Below are 16,972 nucleotides of genomic sequence, written 5' to 3' on the forward strand. Positions count from 1 at the left end.
ATGTTTGTTTATCGTGGCTCGACCGCCCTCATTACAGGGGCATCGAAAGGACTCGGAAAAACCTTCGCTGAAGCACTTGCCGCGCGTGGAATGAATCTCGTGCTGGTGGCCCGGTCTGGGGATACCTTGCAAACGCTGGCGCAGGACCTGACTGCCCGGTACGGCATGCAATCCGTCGCGCTTAGCGTCGACCTAGCCCATCCTGACGCAGCCCTTCACATTAGTGAGGAAGTCGAACGACGCGGCATTCAGGTCGACCTGCTGGTGAACAACGCAGGGCTTGGCCTGACCGGCAGCTTCCTCTCACACGATCTCAAGAAGAAACACGCTGAGATCCAGGTGAACGTCCATGTGCCGGTCGCGCTCAGCCACCTGCTTGGCAGCGCGATGACAAAGCGTGGCAGCGGCGGCATCATCAACCTGGCATCGAACGCCAGCTTCCAGCCGCTTCCTTACATGGCCACCTACGCCGCGACCAAGGCATTTGTGCTCTCCTTCAGCGAGGCCCTGCAATACGAGCTGGCCGGCACCGGTGTTCATGTGATGGCGGCTTGCCCGGGGCCAACGGCAACGAGTTTCTTCGACGGGGTATCGACCGATGTTTCGGCCAAGGACATGGATAGTTCGGAATCCGTAGTTAACAAAACGCTCGGAGCGTTCGACCGGAGGAAAGCCGTCGCCTACCCGGGACGACCAAGCGTACGAGTCGCGACCTGGCTGTCGCGATTGCTTCCTAGAGCGCTTGTTGTCCGGATCGCGGCGATGGCGTCGGGGAAAATGGGACTCCACGGCTGAACGGTTTTGATTGCACGTGGAGCGTGCAAGGCGCGCTCCCGCTTTTTCTACATTTCCATTCTTGTCTTGCGGCTGCCCCGGTCGCTTGCGCTTTAATCCCGGCCCTTAAACCGACCGATCAGCCCAGCGCTTATCTTCACCACGCCGCTTCACCAAACTTCATAATAGATCCATCCCTTATTTCTAAAGGGATAAGCGACGTTACATTACCAATCCTTAACAAAAGTGACCGATACAATATGTAAATATTTTTTATTTTTTATTTATTTTTCTATTCTTCATATCATATCTTATGCACAGGCTTCAGTATGCCTGCGCAATCAGAAAAACCACTTCTTCGCTAATGACATTCGCCGCTGGCAATGTCCGGCGAAGCCGTGGACACGACCACCCAAATAACAATATTCCATTTTCCGAGCACGTTCGGGGGTTTTTATGTCTATCAGGAAGACCGTACTCCGTTTACCCAATTCGCTTCATGTGCAGGCCGAGCAGCATGTTTTTGCAGAAGGACGAGACAACGTCATTCTAGTTAACGGCGCGCTGGCAACCACCGCTTCATTCGGTCAAACAATCAAGTATCTAAGCGAACGCTATAACGTCGTTTGCTTCGACCTGCCTTACGCCGGCCAGTCCCGACAGCACAATCCGCGAGAAGTTACCTTGACCAAGGACGACGAGGTCGAGATTCTCCTGCACGTTATTCGATGGTTTCAGCCGAAATTCCTATATTCCGTCTCGTGGGGCGGTTTAGCGTCGCTTCTGGCGTTATCGCACGAAAAAACGAGCGTAGAACGCGCTGTGATTGGTTCATTCTCGCCTTTCCTGAATGGCGCCATGATCGATTATGTCACCCGTGCACGCGATCATCTGAATGTCGGCGAAAATCTTCAAGCCGCCCATTTGCTCAACGATACAGTCGGAAAGCATCTGCCACGCATCTTGAAACTCTTGAATTATCGCTACCTCACGGGCTTACCCGAGGAACAACAAGCTCAGGTCGCGTTTCATGCCGAGCAGATCCTCGCACTCCGGCCGGAAAGTTATGTCGATAAGCTCGTGAATATAAAGAGCCGGATCAAGTTCGTGAATGGCGAACTCGATGAATACACGACCACGCAGGATATCCGGACTCTCGCGCGTTATATCGGACACGTGCAATTCGTCAGCGTGCCGGATACCGGCCATTTCCTCGAACTTGAAGGGCGGGCTCAGGCAGCGGCCATGCGCGAAGAATTGCTCGATTTCTTCGGTACAGGCCGGGCTGGCGAGCAGCCGCGCGCCGAGGCAACCGTTCTGCCGGCGCTTGCGCAAACGTTTGCGAGCACAGAGATGAAGCTCGATCTCGGGAGCGGAAAATGACCGTTTACCATTCGATTGCCATCCTGTTGCCCTGGGCCGCGTGGCTTGCTTACTGGATGAAAGCTTCGTCCTGGGCCAAGCAGACCGTCAAGCGGGAAGACCGGCTTTCGCGTACGTTGCAGTCCATTCCACTTATCGTGGGCTGCTTGCTGATCGTATGGCCGGACGCTTCGGCTTCATGGAATAGCGCCAATGTCAGCTTCGATCTGCTGCAATGGTTCGGCCTTGCCGTGGTTGTCGCCGGGCTATTGTTTTCTGTTTGGGGACGCCGCCATCTCGGCTCCAACTGGAGCGTATCGGTCACGCTGAAGGACGGGCACGAACTCGTGCGCAGCGGCCCCTATGCCCTCGTCCGTCATCCTATTTATTCCGGCTGCCTCCTGGCCATCGCAGGTTCCGCCCTCGTCTGCGCGGAGCCGCGCGGCGTCATCGGCTTCGCGCTGATCTTCGCATCGCTCGCCTACAAAGTGCGGGTTGAAGAACGATGGCTCTCGGACTATTTCGGCGACCCGTATCGCACATATCGCCGCGAAGTTCGCGCGCTCGTGCCCTGGCTGTATTAAGCGAGAGAGACATTTAAATGACACAGATCATCATTACCGCAATTGGATCGGCGGGCGACGTCCATCCGTTCATCGGCATTGCGCGCACGCTTGCTCAACGCGGGCATCGCATCGTGTTTTGCACTCATCCGCAGTTTGCGGAACTGGCCGAGGACAACGGTTTTGTGTTCGTGCCGATCGGCACTTGGGACGAGTACTCACGGGCGATGTCGAACCCGGCGCTGTGGGATCCGCGCACATCGTTCAAGACGCTGTGGAACCTGATCGCACCGTCCATTCGTCCTCACTTCGATGCGCTCGCGGCACTCACGACACCCGATACCGTGCTCGTAGGCTCGCTCTGGGCGTTCGCCGCGCGGCTCATGCAGGAAGTGCACGGCACGCCGTATGTATCGGTGCAGGTCTCGCCCTCCACCCTGCTCTCCGCGAGCGCGCCACCGACCCATAAGCGCCTCACCGTGCCCATGTGGCTGCCGCGCGCCGTACGAGCAAAGTGCCTCGCGCTGATCGAGACGAGTGTGCTCGACAAGGCCTGTGGTCCCGCGCTCAACAACGTGCGGGCGACGCTCGGACTGCCGCCGGCAAGCCGCATCCTCGGCCAGTGGCTGCACTCGCCGGACGGCGTGTTGTGCCTGTTCCCTGACTGGTTCGCCCCGGCCCAGCCGGACTGGCCGCGTTATCACTTCATGGCCGGCTTTCCGCTATTCAACGATGTCTCGACGCCCGCTATCGATGACGAACTGAGATCGTTTCTCGCTTCAGGCGCGCGGCCCGTCGTCTTCACGCCGGGCTCGACCCAGATCGACCAGCGCGCGTATTTCGACGCGGTGGATGACGCCGTGCGCCGCACCGGCGTTCGGGCAATCGTGCTCTCCCGCGCGGCGCGTGCCCGCTGGCCTGGCGACAGCAACCTGCTTGCCCGCGACTACGTGCCGATGTCCACGTTGCTGCCGCACTGCGCGGCCATCGTTCATCACGGCGGCATAGGAACAGCGGCGCTCGCATTCGCGGCGGGTATTCCACAGGTCGTCACGCCATTTGCGCACGATCAGTTCGACAACGCGCAGCGCGTGGCGAAAAGCGGTTGCGGACTGCGCATCGACGGTCCCGCGAGCGGCCGGGCACTCGCAACGGCAATCAAGCGCGTGACCACGGACCCGCAGGTCGCGCGGTATTGCGCGCACTCCCGGCGGCTTCTCGACAGGTCTCCCAACGCGTGCGATATGGCGGCACGGTATATCGAAGACGTTGCATGGCTCGGCGCCCAACGCGCGGCCTGAGCGCTCGCGGAGCCTCGCATGGAGGCTCGCATAGGCCTAGTACGCAACCCTTCCCTACGTGAACAGCCCCGGCCTCCATGAACACCTTGAGCAGCGATGTCCCTGAAAGCGTCGAACCCCGCGCAGCGCCGTTGCGCGGGGCATGGCTGGCCCTTCTGAGCTTTGCACTGTCGCTCGCCACGTTTATCGAAGTGCTCGATTCGACTGTGACGAACGTTGCCGTGCCGTCGATTGCGGGGAGCCTCGCTGTATCGAATGCTCAAGCGACCTGGGTGATCAGTTCGTATTCGGTGGCAGCAGCGATCGCCGTGCCGTTGACCGGCTGGCTGTCGCAACGCTTCGGCGACGCCCGCCTGTTCGTCTGGTCCGTGCTGCTGTTCACGCTCACCTCATTGCTGTGCGGCATCGCGAGCAACCTCGAGATGCTGGTCGTGTGCCGAGCGATGCAAGGCCTGTGCTCCGGTCCGATGGTGCCGCTCTCGCAAGCCATCCTGTTGCGCTCCTTTCCGCCGGAGAAACGGGTATTCGCACTCGCGTTATGGGCCATGACCGTGCTGCTCGCACCCATCTTCGGGCCGGTGCTGGGCGGCTGGATCATCGACCAGTTTTCCTGGCCCTGGATCTTCTTCATCAACCTTCCTATTGGACTGTTCGCGTTCGCCGCCTGCACGGCGCTCTTGCGGCGCGATCCGCCCAGCCTGAAACAACCGCCCAAGGATCTGGTCGGCATAGCGTTGCTCGTGGTCGGCGTCGGTGCGCTTCAAGGCGTGCTGGACCTTGGCCGCGAACACGGCTGGTTCGACTCGCCGCTGATCATCACGCTCTCGATCATTGCCACGCTCGCGTTGCTGTCGCTGCTGATCTGGGAGTCGGCTGAGCCGTATCCCGTCATCGACCTGAGTCTCTTTCGCGATCGCGCGTTTTCATTCGGTGTTGCCGTCATCTCGCTCGGCATGGTCAGCTTCTCCGTCATCGGCGTGATCTTTCCGCTCTGGATGCAAACCGTGATGGGTTATACGGCCTTGCAGACGGGTATGGCGGTCGCGCCGCTAGGCATCCTCGCCCTCGTGTTCTCTCTGTTGATCGGCGTGTTCCTTGACCGGCTGGACGCGCGCTTCGTCACGTCGTTCGGATTTCTCGTGTTCTTCGCCGTGCTCTACTGGGACACGCATTTCACGCTGAGCATGTCGTTCTGGCAGATCGTCACGCCGACGTTCATTCAAGGCATCGGCCTGCCGTGCTTTTTCATCCCGCTCAGCGCGGTGACCCTGTCGCGCATCTCCGATGAAAAACTCGCTGCAGCATCGGGCATGTCGAATTTCCTACGGACCTTGTCGGCAGCACTCGGCACGGCGTTAAGCGTCACGTGGTGGGATAACCGTGCCGCGCATCATTACGGCACGCTGGCGCAGTCGGTCACGCACGAATCCCTCGGCACGGGGCAGTTTGCCCGCGCCTTGCAGAACATGGGACTCGCGGGCGACCGCAATCTTGCTGCAATCCGCCAGGTCGCACAGCAGCAGGCATACATGATGGCGACCAACGATCTCTTCTACGTTGCGAGCCTTGTATGCCTGGCGCTGGCGGTATTGATATGGACTACCAGACCGTGGCGCGGCATATCGGCCGCGCGGGTCGGGCACTGAGGCGTTTCCCATGTCCGCAACAAACGTCATTCTTTTCAAAGCCGATAGTGCGACCAGTCATGCGGCCTGTGAAGCGCCCGTGCTCGGCGCGCTGGTGGTGCTTTATAAACCGACGGCCGGGCAGTTGCGCAACCTGATTGACCTGCGCGCACGGTGCGGTGTGTTGCTTGCGGTCGACAACTCGCCGGCCGCCAACACCGCCAACGTCGGTTTGCTTGGCGATCACGGCATCGACTATGTGTTCAACGGCAATCGCGGCGGGATTGCGGGGGCCTATAACCGCGGGCTGGCACGGCTATTCTCGCAAGGTCTCGATGCCGTCGTGCTGTTCGATCAGGACTCGCACACGAGCGTCGATTATTTTCCGGTGATGCGCGCCGCGTGCGCCGCGCTCGGCGCGCGTGCATTCGCCATCGGACCAAGAATCTACGATGAAAACGCCCGGCGCTTCCTGCCGCAGCTCTACAGCAATGGCTTTTATGTGCGCACGCTGATGTTCCCTGAAGGCGCCGCCTTGCAGCCTTGCTCGTTCCTTATATCGTCGGGATCTGTCATCTCGCGGCTCGCTTATGAACAGCTGGGCTCCTTCACCGAAGCCCTCTTCATCGATCATGTGGACACCGACTATTCAATGCGCGCGCTGGTGCGTGGCGTCCAGTTTTATGTCGAACCGAAGCTCGTGCTTTCGCATCGGATTGGCAACAAGCGGGAACATCGGCTGGGACCACTGGGTGTCACGTCAATGAATCACCCGCCCATGCGCCGGTACTACATGGCGCGCAATGGCATGCACCTGAGCCTCAAGTATTTTCAATCCTTTCCGGTCGCCCTCGTGCCTAATTTCATTACGCTTCTGCAGGTCTTGCAGATATCGCTGTTCGAGTCGGACAAACGCGCGAAGTTATCGAGTATCGGCTGCGGTCTGGTCGACGGGCTGCTGGGGCGACTCGGCCCGCTGGAAACTACGCGGCCGCGCCTCGCCGCACGCATCGCGCGCGGCTAAGGATGAGGATCAACGCCATTCGCCCCGCGCAGGTTCGCAAACGCATCGGCGTGGTTGCGCTCGGTTTGCTCATCGCTCTATCGAGCGGCTGTGCCGACACGACGCCACGTAACGCACTTGCGATGCGCACGCCGTCGGCTGAACTGCTTCCGCATGGCGCAGCGGACGCTACCGGCTCGTGGCCGCAAGCGAACTGGGTTGCATCGTTCCACGACAGTCAACTGAATACGCTCGTCGTCGAAGCGTGCTTGGCTAATCCCGACATCCAGATAGCAAGCGCGCGCATCGCGCAGGCCCAATCGCAACTCGACCAGTTCGGTGCGAGCGAGGGACTGACAGGCACGGCCATGCTGTCCGCCTACAAAGCTCGCATGCCTGAAATCAACGGAGCGGCAAGCGTCGATGTGCAGGGCACCACTGTCCCGATCAACCTTTTCAGCGATCCCTGGGTGTCGCCTGGGAGCGCGATCGTCGGTGCGAACTATGAACTCGATTTGTGGGGGAAGAACGAAGCGCTCACGCGTTCGCTTCTGTCTTCGCGCGACGCCGCGCGTGTCAATGCGCAACAGGCTCAACTCACGATAGTGACGTCGATAGTCACGCTGTATGTACGCCTCGCCAGCGACTATGAACGCCGCGATCTCATCGACGCAAAGCGCCGCGTAACCACCGAACTCGACGCTATCCGGCGCGAGCGCCAGACGCGAGGCATCGACAACACCTACGACATCCAGGCTACGCGCATAGAGCAGGCTACGTTGCGAGCACAAGCGCAGCAGATCGACGATGCAATCAGGCAAACACAATTGCAGATCGGCATCCTGGTTGGCGCAGGTCCGGAACGTGGTCTTGCCTTGCAGCGGCCAACGCTGGCTAGCGCCAACGAAGAAGCCGCCCTGCCACCGAACCTGCCGCTCGATCTGCTCGGACGCCGCCCGGATATAGTCGCCGCCCGGCTGCGTGTTGAAGCCGCTACGGCAAAGATCGCTGTGACACGTGCGTCGTTTTATCCGAACATCAATCTGTCGGCGGCGGGCGGATTGTCGTCGCTATCTATCGGCTCGCTGTTCTCCAGCGCGTCGGCATTCTTTGCGCTAGGCCCTGCCGTTACCCTACCGATCTTCGAGCGCGGCCGCCTGCATGCCCAGCTCGACGGCGACTATGCGCAGGCAGACGAAATGATTGCACTCTACAACCGCACGCTCAATGAAGCGCTGACCGATGTCGCCCGGTCCATCCTGGCAACACGCAGCACCGCCGCACTGATCACCGAGCAGCAGGAAGTCGTGAGCGCGCGTGAGCACCTTGCGTCAGTCGTTGCGGACCAGCATCGTCGCGGCCTTGTGCGCCAGACCGATGTCCTCCAGCAACAGAACGCACTGCTCGATGACCGGCTTCGTCTCATCGACCTCACGACACGCCGGCGCGACGCGCAAGTCGCACTGATCCGCTCGTTAGGCGGTGGCTTCGAAGCGATGCCTGCGCAACAAACCAAGTCCTCGTCGATCGGGTCCGCTAACCGGACACCCCGTGAAAGCTCACCCCCCATTCCTCCTTCGTCCAGCTAACGCATGAGTACAGAAAACCTGCTTGACGATCGAACGTCGACCGTGGCGCCGCATCGGAAAAAAATCACACGCCGTAACCGGCTGTTCCTGCTGCTCTTCGGCATGGCGTTATTGCTCGCGCTTGCTGCGGGCGCGCACTGGTGGACCGTCGGTCGCTATGTGGAGGAGACCGACAATGCGTACGTCGGCGGTAATGTCGTGCCGATTGCCGCTCATGCAGCCGGTACCGTGCGCGAGGTCACCGTCGGTAATACGCAATACGTGAAGGCGGGGCAAGCGCTCGTGCTACTCGACGATACCGACGCACAAGCCGCACTGACCCAGGCGCAAGCGCGCCTCGTCCAGGCGAAGCGACAGGCGCGCAGCGCGATCTATTCGAACGCGATGTACGCAGCCGCCGTCGACGCCCGCACGGCCGAACTGAAGCTTGCCGAACAGATGCTCAAGGCCCGTTCGGGGGCGAGCGTTGAAGTGGTATCGACGGAAGACTTTGCACGCGCGACGGAATCCGTCGCGCTCGCACGGGCAAACCTTGCCTCGGCGCAAAGCCAGTTAGCCAGCAGCCTCGCGATGAGCGGATCAGGACCAGTAGAAGCCGATCCCGCCGTGGTCCAGGCAGAACAGCAAGTGAAGCTTGCACAGGTCGCGGTGACACGGACCGTGATCGTTGCACCGGTCGAAGGCAGCATCGCCCAGCGCTCGGTCGAGGTCGGGCAACCGGTCAACGCGGGTATCCAGCTCATGACGGTCGTGCCGCTCAAGCACCTATGGATACAGGCAAATTTCAAGGAGGGGCAAGTCCGCAATATGCGGATCGGTCAGCCCGCAACGATCGTCTCAGATCTCTATGGCTCGAGCGTCAAGTTTCACGGCCGGATTGGTGGACTGTCACCGGGAACAGGCAGCGCCTTTTCGATGCTGCCTCCGGAGAACGCAACCGGAAACTGGATCAAGGTCGTGCAGCGTGTCCCGGTACTCGTGCTGCTCGATCCCGCGGAACTGGCCGAGCATCCCTTGCGCGTGGGGCTCTCCACAACCGTCGAGGTAGATACGCACGATCTTGGTGGCAAGCCGGTCAGTGCCGCTGGCAGTGCATCGATCCGATAAATGAACTCATGTGTGATTCCGCCTCGAACATTCCGGTCAGCTTGCCGACCATTCACAACTTGGAACACGTCAAATGATCCTGGTCACCGGCGGTGCTGGTTTTATTGGAGCTAACTTCATTCTTGACTGGCTGCGGACATCGGACGAGCCCGTTCTGAATGTGGACAAGTTGACCTACGCGGGCAATCTGCAGACGCTGTTGCCGCTGCGGGACAACCCCAGGCACGTCTTCTCTCAAGTCGATATCTGCGACCGGACCGCACTCGATGGCTTGATGAAGCGGCACGCGCCACGTGCGGTGCTCCATTTCGCAGCGGAAAGTCACGTTGACCGGTCGATTCACGGCCCGGCGGATTTTGTTCAGACCAATCTGGTGGGTACTTTTACGTTGCTCGAAGCCGTGCGTTCTTATCTGCATACGCTCAGCGAAGCAAGCAAAACCAGGTTCCGCTTCCTGCATATTTCGACAGACGAAGTGTACGGATCGCTATCGGCCACCGATTCGCAGTTTTCCGAAACTACGCCCTATGCACCGAATAGCCCGTATGCCGCGACGAAGGCCGGATCGGATCATCTGGTTCGCGCCTATCACCATACGTACGGTTTGCAGACGCTAACCACTAACTGCTCGAACAACTACGGCCCGTGCCAGTTCCCGGAGAAGTTGATCCCGCTGATGATCGCGAACGCTCTCGCAGGCAAACCCCTGCCCGTCTATGGCGATGGCCAGAACGTGCGCGACTGGCTGTATGTGGGCGACCATTGCAGCGCGATTCGCGAAGTGCTTCAACGCGGCAAGCCCGGCGAGACGTACAACGTCGGCGGCTGGAACGAGAAAAAGAACCTCGATGTCGTGCATACGCTATGCGATCTGCTCGACCGGCTTAAGCCCAAGGTGAGCGGTTCGTATCGCAGCCAGATCATCAGCGTCAAGGATCGCCCGGGACACGACCGGCGCTATGCAATCGATGCACGCAAGCTCGAGCGTGAACTTGGCTGGAGACCGACCGAGACGTTTGAAACCGGATTGACCAGGACGGTCCAGTGGTATCTCGAGAATCAGGCATGGTCCGATGAAGTCGCATCCGGTGAATACCGGACGTGGGTTGAGACCCACTACGCACAGCGTGCTGTGACACCAGAACATTATTAGGGGACTACAAAAATGGGGCGGAAAGGTTTGATTCTCGCCGGCGGTTCTGGCACGCGGCTGTATCCGATAACGCATGTGGTATCGAAGCAATTGCTGCCCGTGTACGACAAGCCGATGATCTACTATCCACTGTCGACGCTGATGATTGCCGGTATTCGCGATGTGCTTGTCATCTCGACGCCGCAGGACACACCGCGTTTCGAAGCCATGCTCGGCGACGGTAGCCAGTGGGGCATGAATATTCAGTATGCCGTGCAGCCCTCGCCCGATGGTTTGGCGCAGGCGTTCATCATCGGGCGCGAGTTTATCGGCAATGACCTGTCGTCGCTGATTCTCGGCGACAACATTTTCTATGGCCACGATCTGGTCACACAACTGGAACGCGCGAACTCACGCACGCAAGGCGCAACAGTCTTCGCTTACCACGTGAACGATCCGGAACGTTACGGCGTGGTGGAATTCGATACGAACTTCCACGCTTTGTCGATCGAAGAAAAACCGCTTAAGCCGCGCTCGAATTATGCGATAACGGGCTTGTATTTCTACGACAACACCGTCTGCGACATTGCCGCCGATATCAAACCATCGTCGCGCGGCGAGCTTGAGATCACCGACATCAACTCGTGTTATCTCGCGCGGGAAAAGCTCGATGTCGAAATCATGGGTCGCGGTTTCGCATGGCTCGATACCGGTACGCACGACTCGCTGATCGAAGCAGCGACCTTTATTGCGACGCTTCAAAAACGGCAAGGCTTAGTGGTTGCTTGTCCGGAAGAAATTGCTTACCGGCGTCAATGGATCGACGACGAGCAATTGCTCAAGCTCGCTAAGCCACTCGCCAAGAACGCGTACGGCCAATATCTGCTCAACCTCTCCACGGATCAAGTCGCATGGCCATCCAGGTAACCGCTACGGCGCTGCCCGAAGTCAAGATCATTGAACCGAAGGTCTTCGGCGATGCGCGCGGCTTCTTCTACGAAAGCTTCAATGCCCGAGAGTTTTCCGAGCAGGTAGAGACGGACGTCGCGTTCGTGCAGGACAACCACTCGCGTTCGGCACGCGGCGTATTGCGCGGGCTGCACTACCAGATCGAACATGCGCAAGGAAAGCTGGTGCGTGTGGTGGAAGGCGAAGTGTTCGATGTCGCCGTCGATATCCGCAGACGTTCGCCGAACTTCGGCAGGTGGATCGGAGTAAATCTGTCGGCGGAGAATCATAAGCAAGTATGGGTGCCGCCTGGTTTTGCACATGGATTCGTGGTGCTGTCCGAATCTGCGCAGTTTCTCTATAAGACGACTGACTATTGGTATCCCTTGCATGAGCGCACCATTCTTTGGAACGATCCGGAGATTGGAATTGAATGGCCGATCGACTTCGAGCCGCTGCTCGCCGGCAAGGACGCGGCCGGCAAACGCCTTGTGAATGCGGAACACTTTATGTGAGGGTCTCCGGATGATCAGCAACGAACAACGAACCATCCTGCTCACAGGCGTCAATGGTCAGGTCGGGTTCGATCTTGCACGCAGTCTGCAAGGGCTTGGCCGTGTTGTGGCGTTTGATCGCAGCAAGATGGACCTGACCGACCTGGATCAGATCCGGCACATTGTCCGCGAAGTGAAGCCGGCGCTGATTGTGAATCCGGCTGCCTACACCGCAGTAGACCGCGCCGAGAGTGAAGCGGACTTGGCCAAACGCATCAACGCGGAAGCGCCGGGCGTTTTGGCGGAGGAAGCGCGGCGCCTTGACGCCGCGCTCATTCACTATTCCTCCGACTATGTCTTCGATGGCACGAAAGACGGCCCTTATGTTGAAGACGATATTCCGAACGCCTGCAACGTATACGGCAAGAGCAAACATGCCGGTGAACAAGCGATTACAGCGTCCGGTTGCGCGCATCTTATTTTTAGAACGAGCTGGGTGTATGGCGCTCGCGGCAAAAATTTCCTGACTACCATGCTTCGCCTGGGCACTGAGCGCGATGAGCTGAACGTCGTCGCGGATCAGGTTGGCGCACCGACATGGTCCACTACGATTTCGGCCATGACGTCGAGTGTGCTGTCGCAGGCTTTGAGAGGTGAACAAGACTGGTGGACGCAGTACTCGGGGGTCTATCACCTGAGCGCTTCCGGTGCAACTTCGTGGTGCGGTTTTGCTCAAGCCATCTTCGAACGTTCTCAGCTTGAGAAGACACCTGTGGTGAAGCCAATCGCTACGGCGTCTTACCCGACACCCGCAGAGCGGCCCGCAAACTCCATATTGTCGAACCGCAAGTTGACTGCGGCTTTTGGCCTGGAGGCCCCTGCGTGGGATGAAGCACTGACGCTTTGCATGGCCAGAACGATTTGAAAAGCACAGAAGTCTTACGTCGCCTTAGCATGGCATCCCGCGAGTTTTCGAGTGATCGCCGGCCGCTTCATAAGCCTCCGTTATCTTGAGTAAGGATTTGAATGCACTACGAATTGATGTTCTCTTTAAATCAAAAAAACTGTTCCTTATTTATACCAAGCCTTAAGCATGTTCCTGCTCAAAACGTCTGGACCAGGCCGGTAAGGAACCGATATATGTAGAAAGACACGTTTCACACGAAAACGCCTATGCTGGGTCACGTCCTCGCCGGGTCCCCCTCGTCCAGGCGGGCGACGCTCCGTAAGCTTTTACCCGCGTCTTCGAGAGAGGCGCGGGTTTTTTTCCGTGCGTCATGTGCAACCGTGGCGGGTCAACCGCCAGGCGATCCCGCGACTAAGGCCGCGCTCGCCGATTGGTTGGGACTGAGCTTGGACAAATAGGCCGGCCCCGAAGCAAGCACCGCCTGCTAGTGCGACATAGGTTGTATATCGCTAGCCTTGACGGGTGTGGATCGCGGTTGAACGGCTTGTTTGATCAGCAATGCGACGCATGCCACCACTCCGGGCACTGCTACTACGGCAAAGATGCCGTCGAACGTGAAATGCTGCCGGGTCAGTTCGGCAACCAGGAACGAGCCCGCAATGCCACCGAAGCGGCCAATGCCCAGCATCCACGCAACGCCGGTGCCGCGCCCCTGAGTGGGATAGAACGAAGCCGCCAGCGCAGGCATGGACGACTGTGCCGTGTTCATCAGCACGCCCGCGGCGAACACGACGAGTATCAGCAAGCTGATATTCCCGACTGCGTGACCAATGCAATACACGCTGATAGCGGTCAATGCATAACATGCCGCGATGATCTTGTTCGGATTGAATTTATCCATCAAGACGCCGCACAGCACGGCACCCACGCCGCCGAGCGGGAAGAGTGCGGAAATCAACGTGGCACGCTGCGGGCTCAAGCCCGCTTCCTTCAATAGGATCGGCATCCAGTTGATCGACGCGTAGAAGATGACCAGTCCCATGAAATAGGTCAGCCAAAGCATGATCGACCCGACGATGTACTGCCTCGACAGCACAACCTGAATGCCGCTTTTTCCGGGAACAGCCTGGGCATGTTCTGTCATGACAAACGAAGCGGCATCGGCAGCGCTACGGCCGATGCGGCTAAGCGTTGCACGAATCTTTTCGACGGGATGCGCATGGGCGACCCGGTAACGAACCGATTCCGGAAGTGCGAGCAGCAGCACGACCGCAAGCAGCAGCGGCGTAACTCCACCGAACAGCAGGACGCTGCGCCATCCGAAGGCGGGGATCATCCAGGCCGCGAGAAAACCACCGAATGCCGCCCCAAGCGGAAAGCCGCAAAACATCAGGTTGATCAAGGTCGCACGGCGGCGATCGGGGCAAAACTCGCTCATGATCGTCACCGCGTTCGGCATGGCGGCGCCTAGCCCGAGTCCCGTGATGAAGCGCAGCACGGTCAAATGCGTCAGGTCCCCGGCGAAAGAGGAAGCCAGGCAAGCGACGCCAAAGATCACAACCGAGGTGACGAGAAGGATGCGGCGTCCCAGGCGATCAGAGAGCGGGCCGGAGAGGAGCGCGCCGAACGCCAGTCCGAATAATGCGGCGCTCAATACCGGTGCGAGCGCCGGCCGGCTGATGTTCCATTCGGTGATCAGCGACGGTGCGATAAAGCCGATAGCGGCTGTATCGAATCCGTCCAGCAGGACGATGACAAAACACATCGCAAAGATCAGCCATTGGAACCCGCCAAACGGGTGCTCGTTGATGAAGGTTTGAACGTCGACTGCGGGACTCCTGCTCATGTCTCTTCCTTATGTTTTGTTACGTCGTCTCCAAGCATGCCACACGACGTATGATTATTGGCCGCTCTCTTAGCGCCAGGCGCACGAGATGGCCGGTACTGACGAAAACCGGCTAATCGGCAAAGCAGTCTGGCACTGCCGCCGGTTTGTTAAGTCGCTTAGTAAGAGTCGCCCATTCATTGCGCTTGGTTTGTCAGCATATCCGCTCCTGCAAGCTCACACGCACGTTGGAAACCCTAAGCGATTGTGAGAATTCCAGGAGCCGCAGCGTAGTTGCCGCCCTTTATAACTTTTGAACGCGCGACGAATGCGCGCCATTCAACTCGTCTGATTCTGCCTCGCACCTCGCGTGGTGCCCCCGCCGCATTCGCATCCGAGACATATTCGATTCAGGTACCAAGGATTCCGTACAAAGTCACGCTGCTTCACGCGAACGCAGGTTCGCTGAACACACTGAGTCCGCCTGTTAGCAATGTTGAAAGTGTCATCGATCTTCGTCTCCCTGAGTTTTTAGAATGGCCCCTGTGTTCGCTATATGAATATAATTTCGCTTTGCGAACCGCGTAAGGCGTGGCCCGGATACTAGTGGCGGGATATCGGCGTTGCCTATGCGGGGCAACCCCTAAACGCGGGTTTGTGCGTCCTGCCCACCGGCTCTGATCCATGTGGCACAACGCTTCTCAAGCACTATTCTGGATTTGGATAATGTTTATCGCCGCGCGGCAGTTTCTTTCAAAGCAGCCGTCAGGAATGCAGCACCAGCTTCTGTACACGCCAGTTCAGGAGTTCGGCAACAAACAGCACGTTCTCGGACGGACAGGCCATCTCGTGAATCCAGCCGAACTGCTTCAATTGCTTGCCTGATTCGCCGAGCACCCCCAGAACCTCGCCGTCGAGCGACAGCTTGTAGATCCGCCCGGGAAATCCATCAGAGCTGTACAGCACCTGGTGCGGGCCCGGCGAGATGCATATCGCCCAAGGCGAACCCGGTGCAAAGGTGCCGGCGGCTATTGCCGCCTCGTCCGGCACATAACCAATCGCCGGCCGCGCGCCGGGAGGTACCGGCACGTCGATGGTGAACTGGCGCTGGAAATTACCTTCGCCGTCGAACACCTGGATGCGCCGGTTGCTGCGGTCGGCTACATAGACCAGTCCCTTGGCGTCGAGCGCGATGCTATGCGGCGTGTGGAACTGGCCAGGGCCGGTGCCGCGCTCACCCCACGACTTGAGCCAGTTACCGTACTTGTCGACCTTGGCTACGCGCGAATTGATATAACCGTCGCTGATATAGGTGTTGCCTTCGGTGTCCCAGGCCACGTCGGTCACTTGGCGGAAGCGGCCCGGTTCGGCTGCAAGCGGCGGATTCGGATGCTTCAGCGGACCGGTCTCCTCGTCCGCCGCCTCTTGCTTGCGGCCGAAGACCATCGCGACGCGGCCATCCGGCGTGAACTTGATCACCATGTCCGAACCTTTGTCCGTCACCCAGATATTGTCCTCGCGGTCGACCTTGACTGTGTGCGCGAAAGACCAGGCATAGAGGTTGCGGCCGATCTCGCGAACAAAGCGGCCGTTGGGCGCGAATTCGAGTAGCTGCGCCGCGGCCGCACCATAGGCCGGGCCGCTGCTATTGCCGCGCGAAAGCACGAAGATGTGGCCTTTGGAATTCAGCGCGACGCCGGAACACTCGCCGAAATAAACATCGCGTGGCAAGTGCAGTGGATCGGGGATGGAGTCGTAAGTGATGACCGGAGGCGCCTCGGCGGCGTAAGCGGAACGCGGCAGCAAGGCGAGTGCCGCAGCGCCCTCGCCTGCGAGGGCCAGGAAACGACGGCGAGTGAGCAGGCGGCTCTGCGGATCACCGCAGCATGGGCAAGATATCGGATGTCCCTGGATCATTGGATCACGCTCCTTCTTGTTCTTCATGACGGTGCCGGACAGGGTGGTGGCCATCTGAGCACGCCGGCGCGGATTCCACTATAGTGCACCTCATGCGTGGCAGAGGCAGAATTCGGGTCCGCTTAAGACACATGCTTTTGCGAAAGCCTCAGTGCCTTAGTGTCTTAGCGCAAGCATCGGGAATTCAAAACCAGCGCCGTTTCGCACTCGCGTTTCCAACCATGGCTAAACCAGACCGGTTATCGCCGCGCCCACATTTCTTTCCGATGTGAAAGCCTCGCCCCTTACGTTGCGGCGCGCGTCTTAGCGAACATCGAAATATATAAAGCGGGCAATGTCGATTTCCTTAGGCGTCGCTCGTCGTGTTCATAGGGCGGTGATTCGGCAATGCGCCAATAAATGCGCTGCATCGCGCCCCCATTTCC

Annotated in this window: 14 protein-coding genes; 12 read left to right on the forward strand and 2 right to left on the reverse strand. The window is 59.1% G+C overall.

Annotation, left to right across the window (positions count from 1 at the left end):
- From M0D69_RS30690 to rfbD, 12 genes are all read left to right on the forward strand, one after another.
- On the forward strand, nt 1-795 hold the full coding sequence (locus M0D69_RS30690) for an SDR family oxidoreductase (protein WP_301785610.1): 795 nt from the start codon (nt 1-3) through the stop codon (nt 793-795).
- Nucleotides 796-1,230: 435 nt separating this feature from the next.
- Complete coding sequence (locus tag M0D69_RS30695; protein WP_301785611.1) at nt 1,231-2,157, forward strand: alpha/beta fold hydrolase; 927 nt, start codon at nt 1,231-1,233, stop codon at nt 2,155-2,157.
- Nucleotides 2,154-2,720: an isoprenylcysteine carboxylmethyltransferase family protein gene (locus tag M0D69_RS30700; RefSeq protein WP_301785612.1), complete on the forward strand. Its 567-nt coding sequence runs from the start codon at nt 2,154-2,156 to the stop codon at nt 2,718-2,720. The genes M0D69_RS30695 and M0D69_RS30700 overlap by 4 nt, the downstream gene beginning before the upstream one ends.
- Before the next feature lie 17 nt (nt 2,721-2,737).
- A complete protein-coding gene (locus M0D69_RS30705; protein WP_301785613.1) occupies nt 2,738-4,000 on the forward strand; it encodes a glycosyltransferase in 1,263 nt (420 codons plus the stop codon).
- A gap of 77 nt (nt 4,001-4,077) precedes the next feature.
- Nucleotides 4,078-5,646, forward strand: coding sequence for a DHA2 family efflux MFS transporter permease subunit (locus M0D69_RS30710; RefSeq protein WP_301785614.1), 1,569 nt, complete (start codon nt 4,078-4,080; stop codon nt 5,644-5,646).
- A 10-nt stretch (nt 5,647-5,656) separates the two neighbouring features.
- Nucleotides 5,657-6,649, forward strand: coding sequence for a glycosyltransferase family 2 protein (locus M0D69_RS30715; RefSeq protein WP_301785615.1), 993 nt, complete (start codon nt 5,657-5,659; stop codon nt 6,647-6,649).
- 2 nt (nt 6,650-6,651) lie between these two features.
- Nucleotides 6,652-8,217, forward strand: coding sequence for an efflux transporter outer membrane subunit (locus M0D69_RS30720; RefSeq protein ID WP_301785616.1), 1,566 nt, complete (start codon nt 6,652-6,654; stop codon nt 8,215-8,217).
- Nucleotides 8,218-8,220: 3 nt separating this feature from the next.
- A complete protein-coding gene (locus M0D69_RS30725) occupies nt 8,221-9,324 on the forward strand; it encodes an HlyD family efflux transporter periplasmic adaptor subunit (protein WP_301785617.1) in 1,104 nt (367 codons plus the stop codon).
- A 73-nt stretch (nt 9,325-9,397) separates the two neighbouring features.
- Complete coding sequence (rfbB, locus tag M0D69_RS30730) at nt 9,398-10,477, forward strand: dTDP-glucose 4,6-dehydratase (RefSeq protein ID WP_301785618.1); 1,080 nt, start codon at nt 9,398-9,400, stop codon at nt 10,475-10,477.
- Between the two features lie 12 nt (nt 10,478-10,489).
- Entirely contained in the window at nt 10,490-11,383 is an 894-nt protein-coding gene (gene rfbA, locus M0D69_RS30735; protein ID WP_301785619.1) for a glucose-1-phosphate thymidylyltransferase RfbA, read from the forward strand.
- Nucleotides 11,368-11,919 (forward strand): dTDP-4-dehydrorhamnose 3,5-epimerase, encoded by a 552-nt coding sequence (rfbC, locus tag M0D69_RS30740; RefSeq protein ID WP_301785620.1) that lies wholly within the window; start codon nt 11,368-11,370, stop codon nt 11,917-11,919. The genes rfbA and rfbC overlap by 16 nt, the downstream gene beginning before the upstream one ends.
- Before the next feature lie 10 nt (nt 11,920-11,929).
- Entirely contained in the window at nt 11,930-12,823 is an 894-nt protein-coding gene (gene rfbD, locus M0D69_RS30745; protein ID WP_301785621.1) for a dTDP-4-dehydrorhamnose reductase, read from the forward strand.
- 466 nt (nt 12,824-13,289) lie between these two features.
- On the opposite strand, the gene M0D69_RS30750 is transcribed toward rfbD, so the two are convergent.
- The gene (locus tag M0D69_RS30750; protein ID WP_301785622.1) at nt 13,290-14,651 is read right to left on the reverse strand and encodes an MFS transporter; all 1,362 of its coding nucleotides are present in this window, start codon (nt 14,649-14,651) and stop codon (nt 13,290-13,292) included.
- A gap of 744 nt (nt 14,652-15,395) precedes the next feature.
- A complete protein-coding gene (locus tag M0D69_RS30755; protein WP_301785623.1) occupies nt 15,396-16,601 on the reverse strand; it encodes a peptidyl-alpha-hydroxyglycine alpha-amidating lyase family protein in 1,206 nt (401 codons plus the stop codon).
- Nucleotides 16,602-16,972: the final 371 nt, after the last annotated feature.

Origin of the sequence: Caballeronia sp. SEWSISQ10-4 2, assembly GCF_030464885.1 — a bacterium.
GTDB lineage: Bacteria > Pseudomonadota > Gammaproteobacteria > Burkholderiales > Burkholderiaceae > Caballeronia.